Below are 19,222 nucleotides of genomic sequence, written 5' to 3' on the forward strand. Positions count from 1 at the left end.
CCTTTTTCGGCGGCGAAGATTACCAACAATTCACTTCCCGCCGCATTTCGACGGAGCCTATAAGGCGAGCGCGTCCATATTCAGAGGCAATCGATGATATTCGGATTCATGCGAGCGAAAGGCTCGCTGCCGGCGGCACTCGCTCTTGGCCTGGCCTGGACAGCGCCGGCGTTGGCGGAGGCGCCCAGCAAGGAATGGGCCGTCTCCAGCTACACTCTTGATAATGGCATGCAGGTCGTGGTCATTCCCGACCATCGCGCTCCGATCGTCACCCACATGGTCTGGTACAAGGTCGGCAGTGCCGACGAAGCGCCCGGCAAGTCCGGCATCGCCCATTTCTTCGAACATCTGATGTTCAAGGGCACGACTAATCACAAGGCGGGCGAGTTCGGCCAGAAGGTGGCCGAGATCGGCGGCAGCGAAAATGCCTTCACCACTTACGACTACACGGCCTATCACGAGACGGTTACGCCTGCCGCGCTCGAAACCATGATGAGCTACGAGGCCGACCGCATGCGCAATCTCGTGCTGACAGACGCGGTGATCGGGCCCGAGCGCGACGTGATCCTCGAGGAGCGCCGTTCGCGCATCGACAGCAATCCCGGCGCGCTGCTCAGCGAGGAGGTCGACGCGACTCTCTTCCAGAACGAGCCCTACCGTTTCCCTGTCATCGGCTGGATGAACGAGATCGAGAAGCTCAACCGCACCGATGCGACCGAGTTTTACAACAAGTACTATGCGCCCAATAACGCGATCCTGATCGTGGCGGGCGATGTCGAGCCGGAAGCGGTCAAGGCGCTGGCCGAGAAGACTTATGGTAAGATCGCTCGCGGACCGGATCTGCCGCCGCGCGTGCGTCCCGCCGAGCCCGAGCAGAACACCAAGCGCACGGTCGAGCTGAAGGACGAGCGCGTGTCGGTGCCGAGCTTCTCGAAGGCGTGGGTCGTGCCGTCCTACCAGACGGCGAAGGACGGCGAGGCCGAGGCGCTTGACGTCCTGTCCGAAATCCTCGGCGGCGGCAACCGCAGCCGGCTTTACCAGAGCCTGGTGGTCAAGGACGGCATAGCCTCATCGGCGGGCGCCTATTTCGAGGGCACGATGGTGGGCGAAACAAGCTTCGGCGTTTTCGGCGCACCGCGCGGCGAGGAGGGGCTCGAACAGGTCGAGGCCGCGATCGATGTTGAAATCCATCGTATCATCAATGACGGCGTCACCAGGGACGAACTGGACAAGGCCAAGGACCGTTTTGTCCGCGCCATGATCTTTGCCCGTGACAATCAGTCGAGCATGGCCAACATCTATGGCAGCACGCTGGCAACCGGTGGCACGGTTGCCGACATTGAGCGCTGGCCAGAGCGCATCCGCGCGGTCACCGCTGAACAGGTCAAGGCGGTTGCCGCAAAGTACCTCAATCCCGACCATTCGGTCGCCGGCTATCTGCTGCCGGCTGATACGGCAGAGAAGTGACCCGATGAGCACGTTCATGGCAATGCGTTTCAGGCTCTTCGTTTCGGCAACGACCTTGACACTGGCGATGGTGTTTCTGGTCCTGCCGGCAGTGGTGGCGGCGCGCGCCGAGGTCCGCATTCAGGAGGTGACATCTGCAAAGGGCATCACCGCCTGGCTGGTGGAAGATTACTCGGTGCCGATCATCGCGATCCGTTTCCGCTTCGATGGAGGCAGTTCGCAGGACCCCGCCGGCAAGGAAGGTCTCGCCAATCTGATGACCGGTCTGTTCGACGAAGGTGCCGGCGACCTCGACAGCAACACCTTCCAGACCAAACTCGACGAAGCCGGCGCGGAAATGAGCTTCAACGAGAGCAATGACGCAGTCGGCGGCGCGATGCGGATGCTCGCAGACCGACAGGACGAAGCCTTCGAGCTTCTGAAGCTGGCGGTGGAGACACCGCGCTTCGACCAGGCGCCGATCGATCGTATCCGCGCCCAGGTCGTCTCCGGTATCGTTGCGAATGCCCGAGATCCCGAGACGCAGGCCGCGCGCAAATGGGCCGAGGCGATCTACACCGATCACCCCTATGCCCGCCCGGATATGGGCACCGAGAAGTCGCTGGCGACGATCACTGCCGACGATCTGGTTGCCTTCCACAAGGCCAATTTTGCCCGCGACAATCTCCGTGTTGCCGTCGTCGGCGCCATCGACGCCGACACGCTGAAGAAGAGGCTGGATGAGCTTTTTGGCGACCTGCCCGAAAAGTCAGCGCTCAAGCCGGTCCAGAAGGTCGAACCCAAGCTCGGCCAGCAGATGCATGTCAAGTATCCGTTGCCGCAGACGTCGCTTCAGCTTGTCTATCCGGGTGTTCCGCGCGAAGAGTCTGACTTCATGGCTGCCGCGCTGATGGACCAGATTCTCGGCGGCGGCACATTCTCGTCCCGCCTGTTCGATGAGGTGCGCGAGAAGCGCGGGCTGGCCTACAGCGTCAGCTCGGCCCTGATCAACCAGAAGTACGCGTCATCGCTGGTTGTCTCGACTGCGACCCGCTCGGACCGCTCCGCCGAAACGCTCGGCGTGATGCGCGACGTCATCCGCAAGATGGCGGAGGACGGGCCGACGCAGGCCGAACTCGATGCCGCCAAGAAGTATCTTCTCGGCGCCTACGCCATCAACAATCTGGATTCTTCCAGCGCGATTGCCGGAACCTTGGTCGATCTCCAGGTAGACAAGCTCGGCATCGACTATATGCAGCGCCGTATCGACATCATCAATTCGGTCACGCTCGACCAGGTGAAGGCAGTTGCACGCAAGCTCCTGTCGGTCGATCCTGCGGTGATGATCCTCGGTCCCATGGCTGCGGAGGGCAAGGGTTGAGCAACACTTTCGCACTCGCCTTGGGGGGCGGCGGCGCGCGCGGGCTCGCTCATATCCATGTCATCGAGGCGCTGGATGAACTCGGCATCAAGCCGGTCGCAATAGCCGGGTCGTCGATCGGCGGCATCATGGGTGCCGGCATGGCCGCCGGCATGACCGGCAAGGAGATTCACGAACATTCGCGGCGCGCGCTCGGCAGCGCCTCCGAGTTGGCGTCGCGCATGTGGCGGGCACGTCCCGGCACGCTGTCGGAAATGGTCGAAAGCGGTATCCGGGTCACCCAGTTCAATGTCGAACGTATCGTCAAGGCATTCCTGCCGGAGTCGGTGCCTTCGACATTCGAGGAGCTGAAGATACCGCTCAAGGTCACCGGAACCGATTACTTCGGCCACAGCCTCGCGGTGTTCGACCAAGGCGACCTGTTTTCGGCGCTCGCTGCATCTGCGGCCATTCCTGCGGTCTTCAAGCCGGTGACGCGGGGCAACACGCTCTATATCGACGGCGGCATCTACAATCCGGTGCCGTTCGACCTGCTCGATGGCCTGGCCGACCACATCATCGCCATCGACGTCGTTGGCGCGCCGTTCGAAAACGGCCGCAAGATGCCCAATTCCATCGATCTGATGTTCGGCGCAACGCAGCTGATGATGCAGTCGATCATTGCCAACAAGCTGAGCCAGAGCCAGCCGGACATTTTCCTCAGACCCCCGGTTTCCCGCTTCCGGGCGCTTGATTTCCTCAAGATCGACCAGGTCATGGCCGAGACGGTGGCGCTCAAGGACGAACTCAAGCGCGCCGTGGACGAAATCCTGCAGTAGCGACTACTGCAGGATCGAGGCCTTGCCTGTGGAGAAGGGCGACTGTGCTGCCGGCGGCGGCGCGGGCACCGGCTCTTCCACATGCATCGGCTCACTGGCGATCGCCCGCACCACGCGGAAGCAGACCAGCATCGACACGACGCCGAAGACCACGGCGCCAAGGCCCCAGCCGGCGATGACGCCGGTCGCGCCCCAGTAATGCGCGCCAACCCAGACGAAGGGCATGACTCCAAGTGTCGAGCGGCCCCAGTTGAAGACGGTCGAATAGGTCGGATAGCCGAGATTGTTGAAGGCAGCACTCGACACGAAGATCGCGCCGTTGAACAGGAAGCTGCCGGCAGCAAAGAGGCAGAAGAACACGACCAGATCGCGCGCCACGCCATGCACGCCGAAGGCGCTGGCAATGGGATGGGCGAAGGCGGCGAGCAATGCCCAGACCACAAGCACGTAGCCGATGGTGAAGAGCAGGCTGTCGCGCATGGTAGATGTCAGGCGATCGAATTTGCGCGCGCCGTAGTTCTGCCCGAGGATCGGCCCGACCGCGCCGGACAGCGCGAAGATGACGCCGAAAGCGACCGGCACCAGCCGGCCGATGATCGCCCAGCCGGCCACCGCCTGGTCGCCGAAGGCGGCGATCTCGATTGTCACGAAGGCGTTGCCGACGGGGGTGGCGACCTGCGTCAGCATCGCCGGCAGGCCGATGGCGAAGAAGGGCTTCACCGCCGCACGCAGTTCGGTCAGGTCAGGCAGCTTGATCAACTTGTGCACGACATGGGCGCCATGAAGCCCGATGGCGAGCATCACGCAGCGCGAAAGGGCGGTGGAAATGGCCGCACCGTCGAGGCCGAGATCGAAGCCGAAGATCAGCAGCGGGTCGAAGATCGCCGCGGCGACGCCTGCACCGAGCGTCACATACATGGCCCGGCGTGCGTCACCGACGCCGCGCAGGATTCCTGTGGCGCACATGCCGAGCGCCATGATCGGGAAAGACGGCATGACGATCTGCAGGAAGCGGGTGGAGAGATCGAGTGTCGCCCCTGTTGCGCCGAGCATCGAAAGCAGCGGGCGCAGGAACGGCATCGTAGCGACCGTGACCAGAAGCGTGGCGAGCCCCATGAACACCATCGAGGCGCCGCCCATGCGTGCTGCTTCCTCGCGCTGGCCGCGCCCGAGGCAGCGGGCAACGAGTGCGCCGCAGGCGATGGTGAAGCCTATGGAAATCGAGACGGTGAAGAACAGCAGTGTCGAAGCAAAACCGACGGCGGCGGCCAATTCCTCGATGCCGAGCAGGGAAATGTAGAACAGGTTCAGCGCGTCGACGATGAAGATGGCGATCAGCCCAACCGAACCGGTCGCCGTCATCACGATGACGTGTCGCATGGTCGAACCGGTGGTGAATTTGGCCGGCATTGCGGCCTGCGGCTGACTGGACATGCTGATTTCCCAATGAATTCGACGGCGAGAAGCCGCTGCGAGGCCGTTTGACCACGCGTCCGCCCATTGCACAAGGCGGTCAGGGACAATAGATGGGTGGTACAGGCCATGCGCCCCGGGTGCCGGAAGCGCCGCAAGCAATCGGAACACGCTCATGAACGATACCAACGACGCCGCGAAACTGGCCGACCGGGTGGCGAGCCTCGTCGAGGCTGCAAAAAGGGCCGGTGCCGACGCAGCCGATGCGGTGGCGGTGCGTGGACGCTCCACCAGTGTTTCGGTGCGTCTCGGCAAGGTCGAGGGCACCGAATCGTCCGAGAGCGAGGATGTTTCGCTCCGTGTCTTCGTTGGCAAGCGGGTAGCGAGTGTCTCCGCCAACGCCTCGTCTGACCCGAAGACGTTGGCCGAGCGTGCGGTGGCCATGGCCAGGGTGTCGCCGGAAGATCCTTTCCAGGGACTGGCCGATGCGTCGCAGCTGGCCAAGTCGCAGGTCGATCTCGACCTGTTCGACGCAACTGTGGTTCCCGCCGAGCAGCTCAAGGAAGATGCGCTTGCGGCCGAGGAAGCCGCTCTTGCCGTCAAGGGCGTGACCAATTCGTCCGGCGCGGGCGCGGCCTCCGGACTGGGCGGCATGGTGCTTGCGACGTCGCATGGCTTCGTCGGCCATTATGTCGGCTCGCGCTTTTCACGCTCTGCCAGCGTCATTGCCGGCGAGGGCACGGCCATGGAGCGCGACTATGAATATTCCTCGCGTCCCCATTTTGCCGATCTGGACGCCGCCGATGAAATTGGCCGCAAGGCAGGTGAGCGCGCTGTCAAGCGACTGAACGCGCGCAAGGCGGCCACCGGCCCGGTCGATGTCGTTTTCGACCCCCGTGTCGCCCGTGGCATCGCTGGCCACCTTGCCGGCGCGATCAATGGCGCATCCGTTGCCCGCAAGACCAGCTTCCTGCGCGACATGATGGGCAAGCAGGTGGCATCTGCCGCAATCACGGCAGTCGACGAACCGCTGAAGCGCCGTGGCCAGGCATCGCGTCCCTTCGACGGCGAGGGCGTCGAGGGCTCGACGCTGAAGATGGTCGAGAACGGCGTGCTCAATCACTGGTTCCTGTCGACGTCGGCGGCCCGCGAACTCGGTCTCGTCACCAACGGCCGCGGCGTTCGTGGTGGCTCGTCTGTTTCGCCGTCTTCGACCAATTTCTCCATCGAGCCCGGCGACAGGTCGCCCGAGGAGCTGATCCGTTCGCTGAAGAGCGGCTTCTACGTGACCGAGGTCTTCGGCCAGGGCGTCGATATGGTGACCGGCGAATACAGCCGTGGTGCTTCGGGTTTCTGGATCGAGAATGGCGAGCTTGCCTGGCCGGTGTCGGAGGTGACGATCGCCTCCAACCTGAAGGACATGTTCCTGCGCATGGTGCCGGCAAGCGACCTCGATCGCAACTATGGCACGGCGGCGCCGACCCTGCTGATCGAAGGCATGACCCTTGCCGGAAACTGAGATCGCAGACAAAGCCGACATCCTTGCCGACCTCGAACTGCTGCGCGATGCGGCAGCCGAGGCGGGTCGTATCGCCATGCGCTATTTCCGCAAGAGCCCGGAGGTGTGGTTCAAGGGCGGCAACTCGCCGGTCAGCGAAGCCGATTATGCCGCCGACCGCTACCTGCGCGAAACGCTGATGGCGGCGAGGCCCGATTATGGCTGGCTGTCGGAAGAGACCGCCGACAGTCTTGACCGCCTGAAAGCCCGCCGCACCTTCGTCGTCGATCCCATCGATGGCACGCGCGGCTTTGTCGAGGGCAGGACCGCCTGGTGCGTCAGTGCCGCGGTGGTCGAGAATGGCCGCTCGCTGGTTGGTGTGCTCGAATGTCCGGCGCGTGAAGAGACCTATTGGGCGACATCGGGTGGCGGCGCCTGGCTCAATGGCCGCCGGATTGCTGTTCGTGCTGCCGGTGAACGGCTCAGCATCGCCGGGCCCAAGCCGATGATCGACCGACTGCCCGAGGAGTGGCAGGTCAGGCTCGACCGCGAGGCCTACATTCCTTCGCTTGCCTATCGCGTCGCCAAGATTGCCAGCGGCGCGCTGGATGCCACCTTCGTCAAGCCCAACGCGCATGACTGGGACATTGCCGCCGCCGAGCTTATATTGAGCGAAGCAGGCGGCCGGCTGCTTGACAGCAGCGGGCACTTGCCTGCCTTTGCTGGCGAGAAAATCGTCCATGGGGCGCTGATGGCCGGCAGTGGCGAACTGCTCGACGCCATGGCCGAGGTGATCGCAGCCCACGACGGGCAATAGAAACTGGAAACTGTTCCAAAACGGCCCGCTTTGGTCTAGATCAGGCGGACCCCGCATATGATGAATCAAGGACTGAGATGGCCGAAGAAGACGGTAAGAAGCAGCTTTTGCACCTGGTATTCGGCGGCGAGCTGAAGACGCTGGGCGGCACGGAATTCCGCGACCTCGACGCGCTCGACATCGTCGGCATCTACCCCGACTACAAGTCGGCCGAACTGGCGTGGAAGGCCAAGGCCCAGGCGAGCGTCGACAACGCGCATATGCGCTATTTCGTCGTGCATCTGCACAGGCTGCTGGAGCCGGACGCGAAGGCGGCCGGCAACTGATGGAGCGGTCCCGCATGGCGTCGCCGGCCGTGAGGCCTGCGGCGAAGAAGAAGCGTGCCAAGTCGGCGACCAAGAGTTTCTGGCGCCGCATTCGCGAACCGCTCGCCAAGTCGCGCTTTGCCAAGGGCGCGATCGCGAGCCTGTTTGCAGGTGCGCTGCGCTTCATCAAGCTGACCAACCCTTACGCGAAGGGCTCGCTCGAGCTCGCAGGCGGCGGCTATGCCGACAGCGAACCGCTGATCATCGGGCTCTGGCACGGACAGCATCTTCTGGCGCCGGCACTGTATCCGAGCCGCCGCGGCCTCGTCGCCATGGTCTCGCGCAGTGCTGACGCAGAGCTGAATGCGCTCGTTATCAACAAATTCGGCATCGAGGCCGTGCGTGGTTCCGGCGGACGCGACGCCAAGCGCGTTGAAAAAGGCGGCGCGACGGCGCTGATTGGCCTCAAGAAAGCGCTAGAGGCAGGCAAGAACGTCTGCATGATCGCTGACATTCCACATGGCACGCCGCGCGACGCGGGTATGGGCATCGTGCTCCTGGCGCGCCTGTCCGGCCGCCCGATTGCGCCCGCAGCCATCGCCACCAGTCGTCGCAAGGTGCTGGAGAAGAGCTGGGACAAGACCACCATCAACCTGCCATTCGGCCGCTGTGCCATTTTCCTGGCGCCGTTGATCGAGGTTCCGGCCGATGCCGACGATGCCGAAATGGAGCGCAAGCGTCAGGAGCTGACGGCCGCCATCAACTACGCCACCGAGCAGGCATACCGCATGGTGGACGGCGACAAATGAGCGAACGCTGGGCCCGCACGATACTGGGAGCCTACCGTTATGCGGGCGCTGCTGCCTATCCAATGGTCGGCGGTTACGTTGCCTGGCGCGCCTCCAAGGGCAAGGAAGACAAGAATCGCCGCCGCGAGCGCTATGGCGTAGCCAGCCGCGAGCGCCCGGAAGGGCCGCTGATCTGGTTCCATGCGGCCAGCGTCGGCGAAACCATTGCCGTGGTGCCGCTGATCGAGTCCATCCTCGACTTTGGCATCAACATCGTTCTAACCACCGGTACCGTGACCTCGGCCCAGGTTGCCGATGAGCGGCTCGGTGGGCGCGTCATCCATCAATATGTCCCGCTCGACCTCAAGCCGGCGGTGAGCCGTTTCCTCGACCACTGGCATCCCGACCTGGCGATCATCGCCGAATCCGAGATCTGGCCGATGACGATCCTGGAACTCGGCGCACGTCGCGTGCCGCAGATCCTCGTCAATGGACGCCTGTCGGACCGTTCGTTCAAGTCGTGGAAGAAGCGCTCCTTCATTGCCGAGGCCTTGTTCGAGAACATGGCGCATGTCGTGGCGCAGTCCGAGGTTGATGGCGAGAGGTTCCGCGCGCTCGGCGCCCGCCCGGTGACCGTTTCCGGAAATCTCAAGGTCGACACGCCACCTCCGCCTGTCGACGAACGCGCCCTGCATGCGGTCCAGCGCCAGATCGACCGCCGCCCGACCTGGGCCGCGGTCTCGACCCATGACGGCGAAGAGGTCATGGCGGCCGAGGTGCACGCCATGCTGCGCAACCGCCATCGCGGGCTGCTCACCATCATCGTGCCACGTCACCCTGAACGGGCTCCTGTGCTGCTCGAGCAGTTCGCGACGATGGGCTTCAACGTGGCGCGGCGCAGCACCGGCGACCGCATCATGCCCGACACGGACATCCTGTTGGGCGATACGATCGGCGAAATGGGGCTTTACCTGCGGCTGACCGAGATCGCCTTCGTCGGCCGCTCGATGACCTCGACGGGCGGGCAGAATCCGCTCGAGCCGGCCATGCTCGACACCGCCGTGCTCGCCGGCCGCAACGTCCAGAACTTCCGCGACACCTATCAGCGGCTGATCGAGCGTGGTGGCGCCAAGATCGTGCGCGACCGCGACATGCTTGCCGGCGCGGTCAACTTCCTGCTCGGCAACGAGATCGCCCGCCATGACATGATGGCTGCCGGCGCTTCGACGGTCGAGGAGATGCGCGGTGCGCTTGCCCGGACGCTGAAGTCACTTGAGCCCTTCATTCATCCCCTGATCGTTCAGTCGCGCCTCAAGGGCGCAGGCGGGAGGTAGAGATGGCCAGCGAAGCGCCTCCTTTCTGGTGGGAAAAGCCGGATTGGCGCGCCTTCGCGCTCTACCCGGCCTCGGCACTTTATGGTGTCGTCGCCGGACGTCGCATGAAGAAGGCCAAGCGCGAGAAGATGCCCGCGCCTGTGCTCTGCGTTGGCAACTTCACCGTCGGAGGCACCGGCAAGACCCCGGTGGCCATAGCGCTCGCCAAGCAGGCCAAGCGCATGCAACTGGTGCCCGGCTTCCTGTCGCGCGGCCATGGCGGAAGCTTCGCCGAACCGCACATCGTCGACGCCCATCACGACAGCGCCAAACATGTCGGCGACGAGCCGCTGCTTTTGGCCGAACACGCGCTGGTGGCGGTTTCGACCAATCGCGCCGCCGGCGCGCGCATGCTCATCGAGCGCGGCTGCAACTTCCTGATCATGGACGACGGCTTCCAGAGCGCGCGCATCCATATCGACTACGCATTGGTGGTGGTCGATGCGCGGCATGGCCTTGGCAACGGCCACATCATCCCCGGCGGCCCCATGCGAGCGCGGCTGACGGACCAGCTTTTCTACGCCGACAGCATTCTCAAGATGGGCGAGGGCGACAAGGCGGACGCCGTTGTGCGCAAGGCTGCCCGCGCCGGCAAGCCGATCTTCACGGCCTCGGCCCGTCCGCGCAACAAGAGGCAGTTCAAGGGGCGCCGCTTCCTCGCCTTTGCCGGCATCGGCCACCCGGAGAAATTCTTCGATACGTTGGCCAAGGCCGGTGGCACGGTGGCGCTGGCGAACACCTTTGCCGATCACCATTTCTACCTGCCGGACGAGCTGGACGATCTGGCCGCCGCCGCCCAAGCGGGTGAACTGGAGCTGATCACCACCTCCAAGGACGCGGCAAGGCTGCGTCATGGCGCGGCATCGCCGGAATTCCTCGAAAGCCTGAATGTGCTCGAGATCGATGCCGTCTTCGACGTCGAGAACGCGCCCGAGCGCATCATCGGCGAGACGCTCGAAGCCTGGCGGCGCCGGAAGGTCGGCGGCTGACGGCGCTTATTTGCGCTTGCGCAGGTCCGGATTCATTTCGATTTCACGTTCCAGCGAAACCGTCGCATCGCGATAGGCCTCCTGGCGCGCCACGCTCCAGTATTTGAGCTCGTCGAGCGGGATCGACTCGCCCGTGACAGCGCAGCGCACGAACGAGCCGGGGCTCGTCACCTGGAAATCGCCGTCGAGATAGCGGATACGGGCTTCGCGCGCGCCGGGGCCTTCGAAACGGTTCATCATGGGCTTTCGCTCAACTTCCTGGTGCCGATCTCAGGGGCGATCGTCGGCGGATCGCTGGAAATCTACAGTCTTTTTCGCCCTTTCTGAAGGGCAGGCTGCTCTGTGCCCGGCTTTTACGGTCACAAAATGTCGGAGGTCAAGCTAGCTGTCTTCCGACAGGAACCGTTCGATCGTCTCGGGCGCAAGCCTAGCATGACGGCCGATGCGCCGCGCCAGTTCGGCAGCTGCCGTTCTCGTTCGTCCGACTGGCCGATCGAGCCAGTAGGAGACGGGATTAAGCGCGCGCCGGCTGTCGACGGCGACGAGGTGTCCAGCCCTGAGTTGGTTTTCGGTCAGCGGCGGCCGGGCAAGCGCTATGCCGAGGCCGTGGCTCGCCGCCGAGAGCACCAGATTGTAGTCCTCGAACCGCCGGTCCTGCGGGCGAGGGCGATAGTCGAGGCCGTAGGCACCGAGCCATGAGCGCCAGCTCGCCGCGTCCGAATCGTGGATCAGCGGAAAGTCGAGCAGCCGTTCAGGGCTGCCATCGCCGATGCGCGCCGCAAGCTCGGGCGAGGCGATGGGGAAACAGTGCTCCTCGAACAGCTGCGTCGAGACACGTCCGGGAACCTTGCCGCGACCGCAGCGGATGGCGAGGTCGATGCCATCATCACCGAGATCCGCCTGTCGCATGTCGATGTCGAGCACGACCCTGAGCCTGGGCGTTCCGGTCTCGAGTTCCGCCAGCCGCGGCATCAGCCACAGCCCGGCAATCGACGGAAACGAACTCAGCCTCACCACGGCCGCGCCGCGCGGCTCGACCCAGCGGTCAGTGGTGTCCGAGATCAGAGAGAAGGCCTCGCTGGTGCGCAGATGCAGCCGGTATCCATCCGCCGTCAGCGCCACACCCCGGGCACCGCGCTCGAACAGTCGGAAGCCGAGCCAGTCCTCTAGCTTGGCGATCTGCCGGCTGATGGCGCCATGCGTCATATTGAGCTTCTCGGCGGCCGCCGAGAAGCTGCCGGCACGGGCCGCCGCCTGGAAGGCGCGCAACGTTTCGAGCGGCAGCATTGGTTCCGAGCTGTGATCCATGCTCACAGCTGAGCCTTGATTTATTCGTTTGTCAATCAGCTGGGGGTGAGCGAAATCTGGATCGTAGACCCGAACTCACGAGGCCCAGCCATGACCGTCCAGACCAGCACGTTGAATCCGACACAGGCGCCTTCCGCCGTGACCGTCCTCGCTGTGGTCGTGACGATCGTCGGCTGGGCCTCGTCCTTTCCGGCCATTCGCGCCGGGTTGGGCGCCATAGGGCCGATCGAGCTGGGCGCCCTGCGCTTCGCCATCGCCGCCGTCCCCTCGGCGATCTACCTGATGATCCTGAGACCGGCCTTACCGGCGCTGAATGAACTCTGGCGCTTCGCCTTCGGCGGCGCGATCTTCGTCGCGCTCTACACGGTGCTGCTGAACTACGGCGAGATGACAGTGTCGGCGGGTGCTGCGAGCTTCATCATCAACGTCAACCCGATCATCACGGCCGTGCTGGCGATGATCCTGCTGGGCGAGCGTTTTCCTGCATTGGCATGGGCCGGCACGTTCCTGTCGTTCACCGGCATCGGCATAATCGCGCTTGGCGAAGGGCAGGGGCTCACCTTCAACACCGGTGCATTGCTGATCCTGGGGTCGGCGCTGTGCACATCGATCAACAGCATCGTCCAGAAGCGCCTGTTCAGCCGCCATCGTCCGCTGACCGTGTCGGCATGGAACATGATCCTCGGCGCACTCTGCCTCGCGCCGGCGCTGCCCAGCGGTATTGCCCAAATGGCGGCTGCCGACGCCGAGCCGTTCTGGTCGGTCATCTATCTCGGCATCGTACCGAGCCTGATCGCTTATGCCAGTTGGTCGGTGGCCCTGTCGCGCTTGCCGGCGTCACGCGCCTCGAACTTCATGTACTGCGTGCCGCCTGTGGCCGTGCTCATCGGCTTCGTCTGGCTCGGCGAGACCCCTGGCCTCTTCGGTATAACAGGCGGTGGGCTGGCGCTGGCAGGCGTGGTGCTGGTCAATCTGAAGCGCTGAGAGCAAGTCAACACCGCCGTTTCACGCTCCCATTGCGGCGTCAGGTGACAACACCTGGCGCCGTGAAGCATCTAGCGGCGGCCGAACAGCTTCTCGATGTCCGCGAGCTTGAGCTCGATATAGGTCGGGCGACCGTGGTTGCAGGTGCCCGAACCTGGCGTCGCCTCCATCTGGCGCAGCAGCGCGTTCATTTCCTCCGGCCGCAGCCTGCGGCCCGATCGCACCGAGCCATGGCAGGCCATGGTGGCGGCGATCGCATGCAACCGTTCCTTCAGCGTGTCAGCCGTGTCGCTGTCGGCGATCTCATCGGCCAGATCGCGCACCAGCTGGGCGACATCGGTTTCGCCCAGCATGGCCGGCGTCTCACGCACGGCGACAGCCCCTGGGCCGAAACGTTCGACGCCGAGGCCGAAGCGGGCCAGCATTTCCGAATGCACCGCCAGCCGCTCGGCGTCTTCTTCCGGCAGGTCGACGATCTCGGGCAAAAGCAACATCTGCGAGGGGATCGGGCGTGAGTTCAGCGCGTTCTTCAGCGCCTCATAGACCAGCCGTTCATGTGCTGCGTGCTGGTCGACGATGACAAGCGAATCCCTGGTCTGCGCCACGATGTAGTTTTCGTGCACCTGCGCGCGGGCGGCGCCCAGTTCCGTCTGCAACAGCGCCTCGATCACTTCCGTCTGGCCGGCGCGGGCGTCGGCGCTGTGCAGCGGCCCGGCGTCGAAGCTCGCCTGCACCGCCTCGGCGAAGCCCGTGTCGAGCGGTCGGAACGGCGAGTGCGCGACATCGTAGTCGGCGACAGGCGCGCCACGGAAATCGGATCCGAAGCTTGGCGAAGACGAGGCTCGAAACTCGGGATTGTAGCTGCGGTGGTTGGCCGAAGGGCCGGGATGGCCATAGCTTGGCCCGCCGGGCCGGAACGCCCCCATCATCGCCTGCGTGCCCGTCGTTGCCGGCCGGATGCCTGCATTCGCCAATGCCTGGCGGATCGCGCCGACGATCAGACCGCGAACCAGCCCGGGATCACGGAAGCGCACGTCGGCCTTGGCCGGATGGACGTTGACGTCGACATAGGCCGGGTCGAGTGTCAGGAACAGAACGGTCACCGCATGGCGGTCGCGCGGCAAGACGTCGGCATAGGCGCCGCGGATCGCCGAGGCGATCAGCTTGTCGCGCACAGGCCGGCCGTTGACATAGGCATATTGCTGCAGCGCGTTGGCGCGTGTGTAGGACGGGATCGAGACGTGGCCTTCGAGCCGAACGCTCTCGCGCGCAGCATCGATGGCGATCGAATTGTCGGGGAAGTCGGTTCCCATCACCTGGGCAATGCGGCCGATCCGTCCGTCCGTGTCATCGCCGGTGGCCGAAAGCTCGAGCGTCGAGCGGTCGGTACCCGACAGCGTGAAGCGCACGGCGGGGAAGGCAATGGCGATGCGCTTGATCGTATCGGCGATGGCTGTGGCCTCGGCCCGCTCGGTCTTCATGAATTTGAGCCGGGCCGGGGTGACGTAGAACAGGTCGCGCACCTCGACCGTCGTGCCGCGATTGCTCGGGGCCGGACGCACGGCAGCGATGCGGCCGCCCTCGACCGAAATCTCGGCGCCGCTGTCGGCTGCCTTGGTGCGCGAGCGGATGGTGAGTTTCGACACCGAGCCGATCGACGGCAGCGCCTCGCCGCGGAAGCCGAGCGAGCGGATGTCGTGGATGTCGTCGGAAAGCTTGGAGGTGCAATGGCGCGAGATTGCCAGCGCCAACTCGTCCTCCGGCATGCCGGACCCGTCATCGACGACACGGATCAGCCCGAGCCCGCCGCCCGCGGTCGCCACCTCGATGCGCCCGGCGCCGGCGTCGAGCGCATTCTCGACCAGTTCCTTGACCACGCTGGCAGGTCGTTCGACGACCTCGCCTGCGGCGATCTGGTTGATCATCGTTTCGGAAAGCTGGCGAATGGGCATCGGAAGACTATAGCGGGATTCGGTTGGGCTGGGACAGGTGCATTGCGGGGAGCTGGGCCATCCACAGTGAATTGGCGACATAGGCTTGGGCGGCCAAGGCAGCATGGCAGAGCAGACGAGGCTGCACCTGCTGCGTCCGACTCACGCCTGCGCTGCCAGCCAGTCGCGCACCTTTTCAGCGCTTTCGGTAAGGGCACGATTCTTCGGCCAGGCGACGTGAAACCCCTTGTTCGTCGTCATGACATGGTCGGACAGCCGGACCAGCAGCCCCGCCGCAATCAGCCGGTCGGTCAGGTGGCGCCAGCCGAGCGCGATGCCCTGGCCTTCCATGACCGCCTGGATGACAAGCACGTAGTCGTTGATGACCAGTCCGCGCTTGGCCACTGCGCCGTTGAGGCCGGCCGACTGGAACCATTCGTTCCAGGTCGCGGCCGGGCGGTAGGGCTCTTCGAGGTGGATCAGGTGGTGCAACGTGATTTCGGCAGGCGTCTTGGGCATGCCGGCGCGCGCCAGATAGGCCGGCCCGGCGACCGGATAGACCTCCTCGTCGGCGATCGGCAAAAGCTCGTAATCCGGCCAGTCGGCAGCGTCGCCACCTCTGATGCCGAGCGGAATGCCCTCGGCGACGAGATCGAGGTCGCGGTCGGCGGTCTGGATGCGCAGGTCGATGCCGGGGAGGTCGTCGCGAAACTTCTGCAGTCTGGGCATCATCCAGAACGAGGCAAAGGCGGTCGAGGCCGACAGCGTCACATGCATGCCGCCGGCCCGCGCCCTCAATTCCTCCGCCGATTTGCGGATATGCGACAGGCCGAGTGTGACGTCGGCATGGAAACGCTCGCCGGCCTCGGTCAGCAGCACCTGTCGGTGGCGGCGCTGGAACAGCTTGGCGCCGAGCTGGTCCTCCAGCCCGCGGATCGCATAGGACACGGCGGCCTGTGTCATGCCGAGCTCGCGTCCGGCGGCGGTGAAGCTCGCCAGTCGCCCGGCGGCTTCGAAGATGATCAGGCTACCTGCCGAGGGCAAAAGGTGGCGAAGGCTTTGCATAAGTCATGCTTATGCAAATGATGAAGATTTTCAAGCGTCACAGCACGTGGTCCAAAGGCTAGCTTCATGCAGGAACGTGTTGGAGCCGTGCATGGACGTCGTCGCCCCCGATATTGCAACTGAACCAACCAAGCGTCGCGAACGCGGCGGCCGCAACGCCCGTCGCGAGCAGCGCGCGCACGGACCCGAGGCGCATGGCCGGCCCTATATCCTCAGGAACATCCCGACCTACGACATCCTCTCCGAGGAAAATCTGGTTCGCATCGAAGAGACTGCCGACAAGATCCTTGCCGAGATCGGCATCGAGTTTCGCGACGATCCGGTGTCGCTGGACCATTGGAAACGGGCAGGGGCCAAGGTCGAAGGCGTCCTGGTGAAATTCGAGCCTGGCCTGCTGCGCGAAGTGCTGAGGACTGCACCCGCGACCTTCACCCAGCATGCGCGCAACCCCGGGCGTTCGATCGAGATCGGCGGCAAGAGCGTGGTGTTTTCGCCTGCTTATGGCTCGCCCTTCGTCATGGATCTCGACAATGGCCGCCGCTACGGCACCATCGAGGATTTCCGCAACTTCGTGAAGCTGGCGCAGTCTTCGCCCTGGCTGCACCATTCGGGCGGTACCATCTGCGAGCCGGTCGACGTGCCTGTCAACAAGCGCCATCTCGACATGGTCTACAGCCACATCCGCTATTCCGACCGCGGCTTCATGGGGTCGGTGACCTCGGAGGACCGCGCGGAAGATTCCATCGACATGGCGCGCATTGTCTTTGGCGAACAATTCACCGACGAGAATTGCGTCATCCTCGGCAACGTCAACGTCAACTCGCCGCTGGTCTGGGACGCGACCATGACCACCGCACTGCGCGCCTATGCCCGAGCAAACCAGGCGGCTGTCATCGTGCCCTTCATCCTCGGCGGCGCCATGGGGCCGGTGACCAATGCCGGCGCGATCGCCCAGTCTCTGGCCGAGACCATGGCCGGCTGCGCGCTGACCCAGCTCGAACGTCCCGGCGCGCCTGTCATCTTCGGCAATTTCCTGTCCTCCATGTCACTGCGCTCGGGCTCACCGACCTTCGGCACGCCGGAACCGGCCATCGGCTCGATGGTCATCGGGCAGCTGGCAAGGCGGCTGAAGCTGCCGCTGCGCTGCTCCGGCAATTTCACCACCTCGAAGCTGCCCGATGCCCACGCCATGAACGAAGGCACCATGTCTATGCTGGCGGCGGTCCATTGTGGCGCGAACTTTATCCTGCATTCGGCAGGCTTCCTCGATGGGCTGTTGTCGATGTCCTACGAGAAGTTCGTCATGGACGCCGACTTCTGCGGTGCCCTGCACACCTATCTCGACGGCGTGAAGATCGACGACAACCAACTGGCGCTCGACGCCTTCCGCGAAGTGGGGCCCGGCAGCCATTTCTTCGGCTGCGCCCACACCATGGCCAACTACGAGACAGCGTTCTGGGATTCGGCCATAGCCGACAACGAGCCTTACGAAAAATGGGAGGCCGCCGGCTCGGTCGACGCAGCCGCCCGCGCCAACAGGCGCTGGAAGACCATGCTCGCCGAATACGAGGCGCCGCCGCTCGATCCTGGCATTGACGAGGCGCTGCAGGACTTCATGACGCGCAAGAAGGCCTCGATGGAAGACGCCTGGTATTGAGGCTGCAGGCTATGGATGACACGGCCTTCGATCCCGTCGCAGCTCTGAAGCGCTATCACACGGCAATTGACGTCCTCGACTTCGCCGCCATCGAAGCCTGCTTCGCGCCTGAAGCCTGTTATGTCTCCGATGGCGTCGGCTCAATCGTTGTCGGTTGCGACGCGATCATGGCGGCGTTTCGCGGCTACTTCGCCGTGTATGGCGACCAGGTTTCCAAGGACGAAGAGGTGGCGGCACTTTCGCCGCGCTCTGCCTGGTCGCGCTGGCGGCTCGAGGCGACGCATGCCGTCACCGGCGTCCGCCTCATCAGGTCGGGCGAGGAGACGGTGCATTTTGGTGCCGAAGGCAGGATCGTGCGTGTCGAGGTGAAAGATGACGTTGCAGCGCAAGGCAGCCGTCGATGATGCGTGCTATTGAGGGCTATCAATACAACGCTGAGGCCGCGATGAAAGCCGCTTTTGCAACTGCCCTTCTGCCGCTGCTGGTCACGCCGGCCATAGCTGGAACTGCCGTCGAAGCCGTCAGGCCGTTCTACGATCGCATCGGCCTTGAGCTTGATCCCGCCGAACGCGGCCGCTTCGTCGATCCGGCCAAGGCTGTGTTCGACGCTCGCGATCAGCTCGAAAAGTCGGGGCAAGGCGATTGCCTCGACGCCAATATGCCGCTCGACAGCGCAGCCTACAACAAGGCCGAACTCGACAAGAGTCTGAAGATCATCGGGTCGGAGACTGCAGACACGGCGATCGTGGTCGCGGCCTTCACGGCAGCCGGCGAACCGCATCGCATGCAGTGGAAGCTGAAGAAGGTCGATGGTCAATGGAAGGTCGCCGACCTGTTGTCGGTGACCAATGAATGGGCGCTCAGCCAGTACCAATGCGAATGAGCGCCCGTCCCGTTGTCCGGACCTTAGCCGCGCCCGCGATAGGGCGCGACGCCGGTTTCGGGAAGCCACGAGCCCTCGGGCGGCGTGCCGGTCTGCCAGAACACGTCGATGGGGATGCCGCCGCGCGGATACCAGTAGCCGGCGATGCGCAGCCACAAGGGCTTTGTCGCTTCGACAACACGGCGGCCGATCATGATGGTGCAGTCCTCATGGAAGGCGCCGTGGTTGCGGAACGACACCATGAACAGCTTCAGCGACTTGGATTCGACCAGCAGCTGGTCGGGGGCATAGTCGATGACGATGTGGGCGAAGTCGGGCTGGCCGGTGACTGGGCACAGCGATGTGAACTCCGGGCAGGTGAAGCGCACGATGGCGGGCGGGCCGTCGGCGCGGCCGTAGGGCACGGTTTCGAGGACGGCGGTTTCTGGCGAGGTCGGCGTCTGAATATGGGCGCCGAGCTGCGTGAGGGCGTCGGTGATGGTCATTGGGCTGCTCTTGGGTCGCCCTTGGCTCATTGCGCCGACGCGGGCACGGGCGACAGTCGCGCCGGCAACGGGTTTTGGTGG

19 protein-coding genes are annotated in these 19,222 nt (G+C 64.4%); 13 read left to right on the forward strand and 6 right to left on the reverse strand.

The annotated features are described in order from the left end of the window. The first annotated feature begins 93 nt into the window (after positions 1–93). Genes B015_RS0108175 through B015_RS0108185 form a run of 3 tightly spaced genes read left to right on the forward strand, consistent with a single transcriptional unit; the run spans position 94 to position 3,645 of the window. Positions 94–1,467 (forward strand): pitrilysin family protein, encoded by a 1,374-nt coding sequence (locus tag B015_RS0108175; RefSeq protein WP_018427197.1) that lies wholly within the window; start codon positions 94–96, stop codon positions 1,465–1,467. A 4-nt stretch (positions 1,468–1,471) separates the two neighbouring features. Next, positions 1,472–2,827, forward strand: coding sequence for a pitrilysin family protein (locus B015_RS0108180; RefSeq protein ID WP_018427198.1), 1,356 nt, complete (start codon positions 1,472–1,474; stop codon positions 2,825–2,827). Continuing rightward, positions 2,824–3,645: a patatin-like phospholipase family protein gene (locus B015_RS0108185; protein WP_018427199.1), complete on the forward strand. Its 822-nt coding sequence runs from the start codon at positions 2,824–2,826 to the stop codon at positions 3,643–3,645. The genes B015_RS0108180 and B015_RS0108185 overlap by 4 nt, the downstream gene beginning before the upstream one ends. A 3-nt stretch (positions 3,646–3,648) precedes the next feature. On the opposite strand, the gene B015_RS0108190 is transcribed toward B015_RS0108185, so the two are convergent. Further along, positions 3,649–5,079, reverse strand: a complete 1,431-nt coding sequence (locus B015_RS0108190; protein ID WP_018427200.1) for an MATE family efflux transporter — start codon at positions 5,077–5,079, stop codon at positions 3,649–3,651. Positions 5,080–5,233: 154 nt separating this feature from the next. On the opposite strand from B015_RS0108190, the gene B015_RS0108195 reads away from it, so the two are divergent. The 6 genes from B015_RS0108195 to lpxK all read left to right on the forward strand — a co-directional run bounded on the left by B015_RS0108195 (position 5,234) and on the right by lpxK (position 10,828). Further along, complete coding sequence (locus tag B015_RS0108195; RefSeq protein ID WP_018427201.1) at positions 5,234–6,577, forward strand: TldD/PmbA family protein; 1,344 nt, start codon at positions 5,234–5,236, stop codon at positions 6,575–6,577. After that, on the forward strand, positions 6,564–7,373 hold the full coding sequence (locus B015_RS0108200; protein ID WP_018427202.1) for a 3'(2'),5'-bisphosphate nucleotidase CysQ: 810 nt from the start codon (positions 6,564–6,566) through the stop codon (positions 7,371–7,373). The genes B015_RS0108195 and B015_RS0108200 overlap by 14 nt, the downstream gene beginning before the upstream one ends. Positions 7,374–7,450: 77 nt before the next feature. Next, positions 7,451–7,699: a DUF4170 domain-containing protein gene (locus B015_RS0108205; RefSeq protein ID WP_018427203.1), complete on the forward strand. Its 249-nt coding sequence runs from the start codon at positions 7,451–7,453 to the stop codon at positions 7,697–7,699. 14 nt (positions 7,700–7,713) lie between these two features. Next, on the forward strand, positions 7,714–8,487 hold the full coding sequence (locus B015_RS0108210) for a lysophospholipid acyltransferase family protein (RefSeq protein WP_051091952.1): 774 nt from the start codon (positions 7,714–7,716) through the stop codon (positions 8,485–8,487). Continuing rightward, positions 8,484–9,800: a lipid IV(A) 3-deoxy-D-manno-octulosonic acid transferase gene (gene waaA, locus B015_RS0108215; RefSeq protein WP_018427205.1), complete on the forward strand. Its 1,317-nt coding sequence runs from the start codon at positions 8,484–8,486 to the stop codon at positions 9,798–9,800. The genes B015_RS0108210 and waaA overlap by 4 nt, the downstream gene beginning before the upstream one ends. A gap of 2 nt (positions 9,801–9,802) precedes the next feature. Then, entirely contained in the window at positions 9,803–10,828 is a 1,026-nt protein-coding gene (lpxK, locus tag B015_RS0108220; RefSeq protein ID WP_018427206.1) for a tetraacyldisaccharide 4'-kinase, read from the forward strand. A gap of 6 nt (positions 10,829–10,834) precedes the next feature. On the opposite strand, the gene B015_RS0108225 is transcribed toward lpxK, so the two are convergent. Continuing rightward, positions 10,835–11,068, reverse strand: coding sequence for a DUF2093 domain-containing protein (locus B015_RS0108225; protein ID WP_018427207.1), 234 nt, complete (start codon positions 11,066–11,068; stop codon positions 10,835–10,837). A gap of 141 nt (positions 11,069–11,209) precedes the next feature. Continuing rightward, positions 11,210–12,115, reverse strand: coding sequence for a LysR substrate-binding domain-containing protein (locus B015_RS0108230; RefSeq protein WP_081623551.1), 906 nt, complete (start codon positions 12,113–12,115; stop codon positions 11,210–11,212). A 111-nt stretch (positions 12,116–12,226) separates the two neighbouring features. Here B015_RS0108230 and B015_RS0108235 point away from each other — a divergent pair, with 111 nt between their 5' ends. Further along, positions 12,227–13,120: an EamA family transporter gene (locus B015_RS0108235; protein WP_018427209.1), complete on the forward strand. Its 894-nt coding sequence runs from the start codon at positions 12,227–12,229 to the stop codon at positions 13,118–13,120. A gap of 71 nt (positions 13,121–13,191) precedes the next feature. Here B015_RS0108235 and mutL read toward each other — a convergent pair whose 3' ends face one another. Both mutL and B015_RS0108245 read right to left on the reverse strand, forming a co-directional pair. Next, positions 13,192–15,072, reverse strand: a complete 1,881-nt coding sequence (mutL, locus tag B015_RS0108240) for a DNA mismatch repair endonuclease MutL (RefSeq protein ID WP_018427210.1) — start codon at positions 15,070–15,072, stop codon at positions 13,192–13,194. Positions 15,073–15,213: 141 nt separating this feature from the next. Next, the gene (locus B015_RS0108245) at positions 15,214–16,116 is read right to left on the reverse strand and encodes a LysR substrate-binding domain-containing protein (protein WP_018427211.1); all 903 of its coding nucleotides are present in this window, start codon (positions 16,114–16,116) and stop codon (positions 15,214–15,216) included. 91 nt (positions 16,117–16,207) lie between these two features. On the opposite strand from B015_RS0108245, the gene B015_RS0108250 reads away from it, so the two are divergent. From B015_RS0108250 to B015_RS0108260, 3 genes are read left to right on the forward strand one after another with little or no spacing between them, the layout of a single operon-like run. After that, the gene (locus B015_RS0108250) at positions 16,208–17,773 is read left to right on the forward strand and encodes a trimethylamine methyltransferase family protein (protein WP_018427212.1); all 1,566 of its coding nucleotides are present in this window, start codon (positions 16,208–16,210) and stop codon (positions 17,771–17,773) included. An 11-nt stretch (positions 17,774–17,784) separates the two neighbouring features. Continuing rightward, positions 17,785–18,177: a nuclear transport factor 2 family protein gene (locus tag B015_RS0108255; protein ID WP_018427213.1), complete on the forward strand. Its 393-nt coding sequence runs from the start codon at positions 17,785–17,787 to the stop codon at positions 18,175–18,177. Continuing rightward, positions 18,174–18,656, forward strand: coding sequence for a hypothetical protein (locus B015_RS0108260; protein ID WP_018427214.1), 483 nt, complete (start codon positions 18,174–18,176; stop codon positions 18,654–18,656). The genes B015_RS0108255 and B015_RS0108260 overlap by 4 nt, the downstream gene beginning before the upstream one ends. Positions 18,657–18,679: 23 nt before the next feature. Here the strand turns inward: B015_RS0108260 and queF are convergent, their stop codons facing one another. Then, positions 18,680–19,141 carry a preQ(1) synthase gene (queF, locus tag B015_RS0108265; protein ID WP_018427215.1) on the reverse strand — a complete coding sequence of 154 codons (462 nt, stop codon included), beginning with the start codon at positions 19,139–19,141 and terminating at the stop codon, positions 18,680–18,682. Positions 19,142–19,222 lie beyond the last annotated feature (81 nt).

This window comes from Hoeflea sp. 108, from assembly GCF_000372965.1.
Classification (GTDB): domain Bacteria; phylum Pseudomonadota; class Alphaproteobacteria; order Rhizobiales; family Rhizobiaceae; genus Aminobacter.

What these genes read in the sequence shown, in the direction of transcription:
- waaA (WP_018427205.1), top strand. Translation starts at nt 8,484, where the DNA reads ATGAGCGAACGCTGGGCCCGCACGATACTGGGAGCCTACCGTTATGCG.
- lpxK (WP_018427206.1), top strand. Translation starts at nt 9,803, where the DNA reads ATGGCCAGCGAAGCGCCTCCTTTCTGGTGGGAAAAGCCGGATTGGCGC.
- B015_RS0108195 (WP_018427201.1), top strand. Translation starts at nt 5,234, where the DNA reads ATGAACGATACCAACGACGCCGCGAAACTGGCCGACCGGGTGGCGAGC.
- B015_RS0108230 (WP_081623551.1), bottom strand. Translation starts at nt 12,115, where the DNA reads ATGCTGCCGCTCGAAACGTTGCGCGCCTTCCAGGCGGCGGCCCGTGCC.
- B015_RS0108180 (WP_018427198.1), top strand. Translation starts at nt 1,472, where the DNA reads ATGAGCACGTTCATGGCAATGCGTTTCAGGCTCTTCGTTTCGGCAACG.
- B015_RS0108225 (WP_018427207.1), bottom strand. Translation starts at nt 11,068, where the DNA reads ATGATGAACCGTTTCGAAGGCCCCGGCGCGCGCGAAGCCCGTATCCGC.
- B015_RS0108175 (WP_018427197.1), top strand. Translation starts at nt 94, where the DNA reads ATGATATTCGGATTCATGCGAGCGAAAGGCTCGCTGCCGGCGGCACTC.
- B015_RS0108235 (WP_018427209.1), top strand. Translation starts at nt 12,227, where the DNA reads ATGACCGTCCAGACCAGCACGTTGAATCCGACACAGGCGCCTTCCGCC.
- B015_RS0108255 (WP_018427213.1), top strand. Translation starts at nt 17,785, where the DNA reads ATGGATGACACGGCCTTCGATCCCGTCGCAGCTCTGAAGCGCTATCAC.
- B015_RS0108210 (WP_051091952.1), top strand. Translation starts at nt 7,714, where the DNA reads ATGGCGTCGCCGGCCGTGAGGCCTGCGGCGAAGAAGAAGCGTGCCAAG.
- B015_RS0108190 (WP_018427200.1), bottom strand. Translation starts at nt 5,079, where the DNA reads ATGTCCAGTCAGCCGCAGGCCGCAATGCCGGCCAAATTCACCACCGGT.
- B015_RS0108245 (WP_018427211.1), bottom strand. Translation starts at nt 16,116, where the DNA reads ATGCAAAGCCTTCGCCACCTTTTGCCCTCGGCAGGTAGCCTGATCATC.
- queF (WP_018427215.1), bottom strand. Translation starts at nt 19,141, where the DNA reads ATGACCATCACCGACGCCCTCACGCAGCTCGGCGCCCATATTCAGACG.
- mutL (WP_018427210.1), bottom strand. Translation starts at nt 15,072, where the DNA reads ATGCCCATTCGCCAGCTTTCCGAAACGATGATCAACCAGATCGCCGCA.
- B015_RS0108260 (WP_018427214.1), top strand. Translation starts at nt 18,174, where the DNA reads ATGATGCGTGCTATTGAGGGCTATCAATACAACGCTGAGGCCGCGATG.
- B015_RS0108250 (WP_018427212.1), top strand. Translation starts at nt 16,208, where the DNA reads ATGGACGTCGTCGCCCCCGATATTGCAACTGAACCAACCAAGCGTCGC.
- B015_RS0108205 (WP_018427203.1), top strand. Translation starts at nt 7,451, where the DNA reads ATGGCCGAAGAAGACGGTAAGAAGCAGCTTTTGCACCTGGTATTCGGC.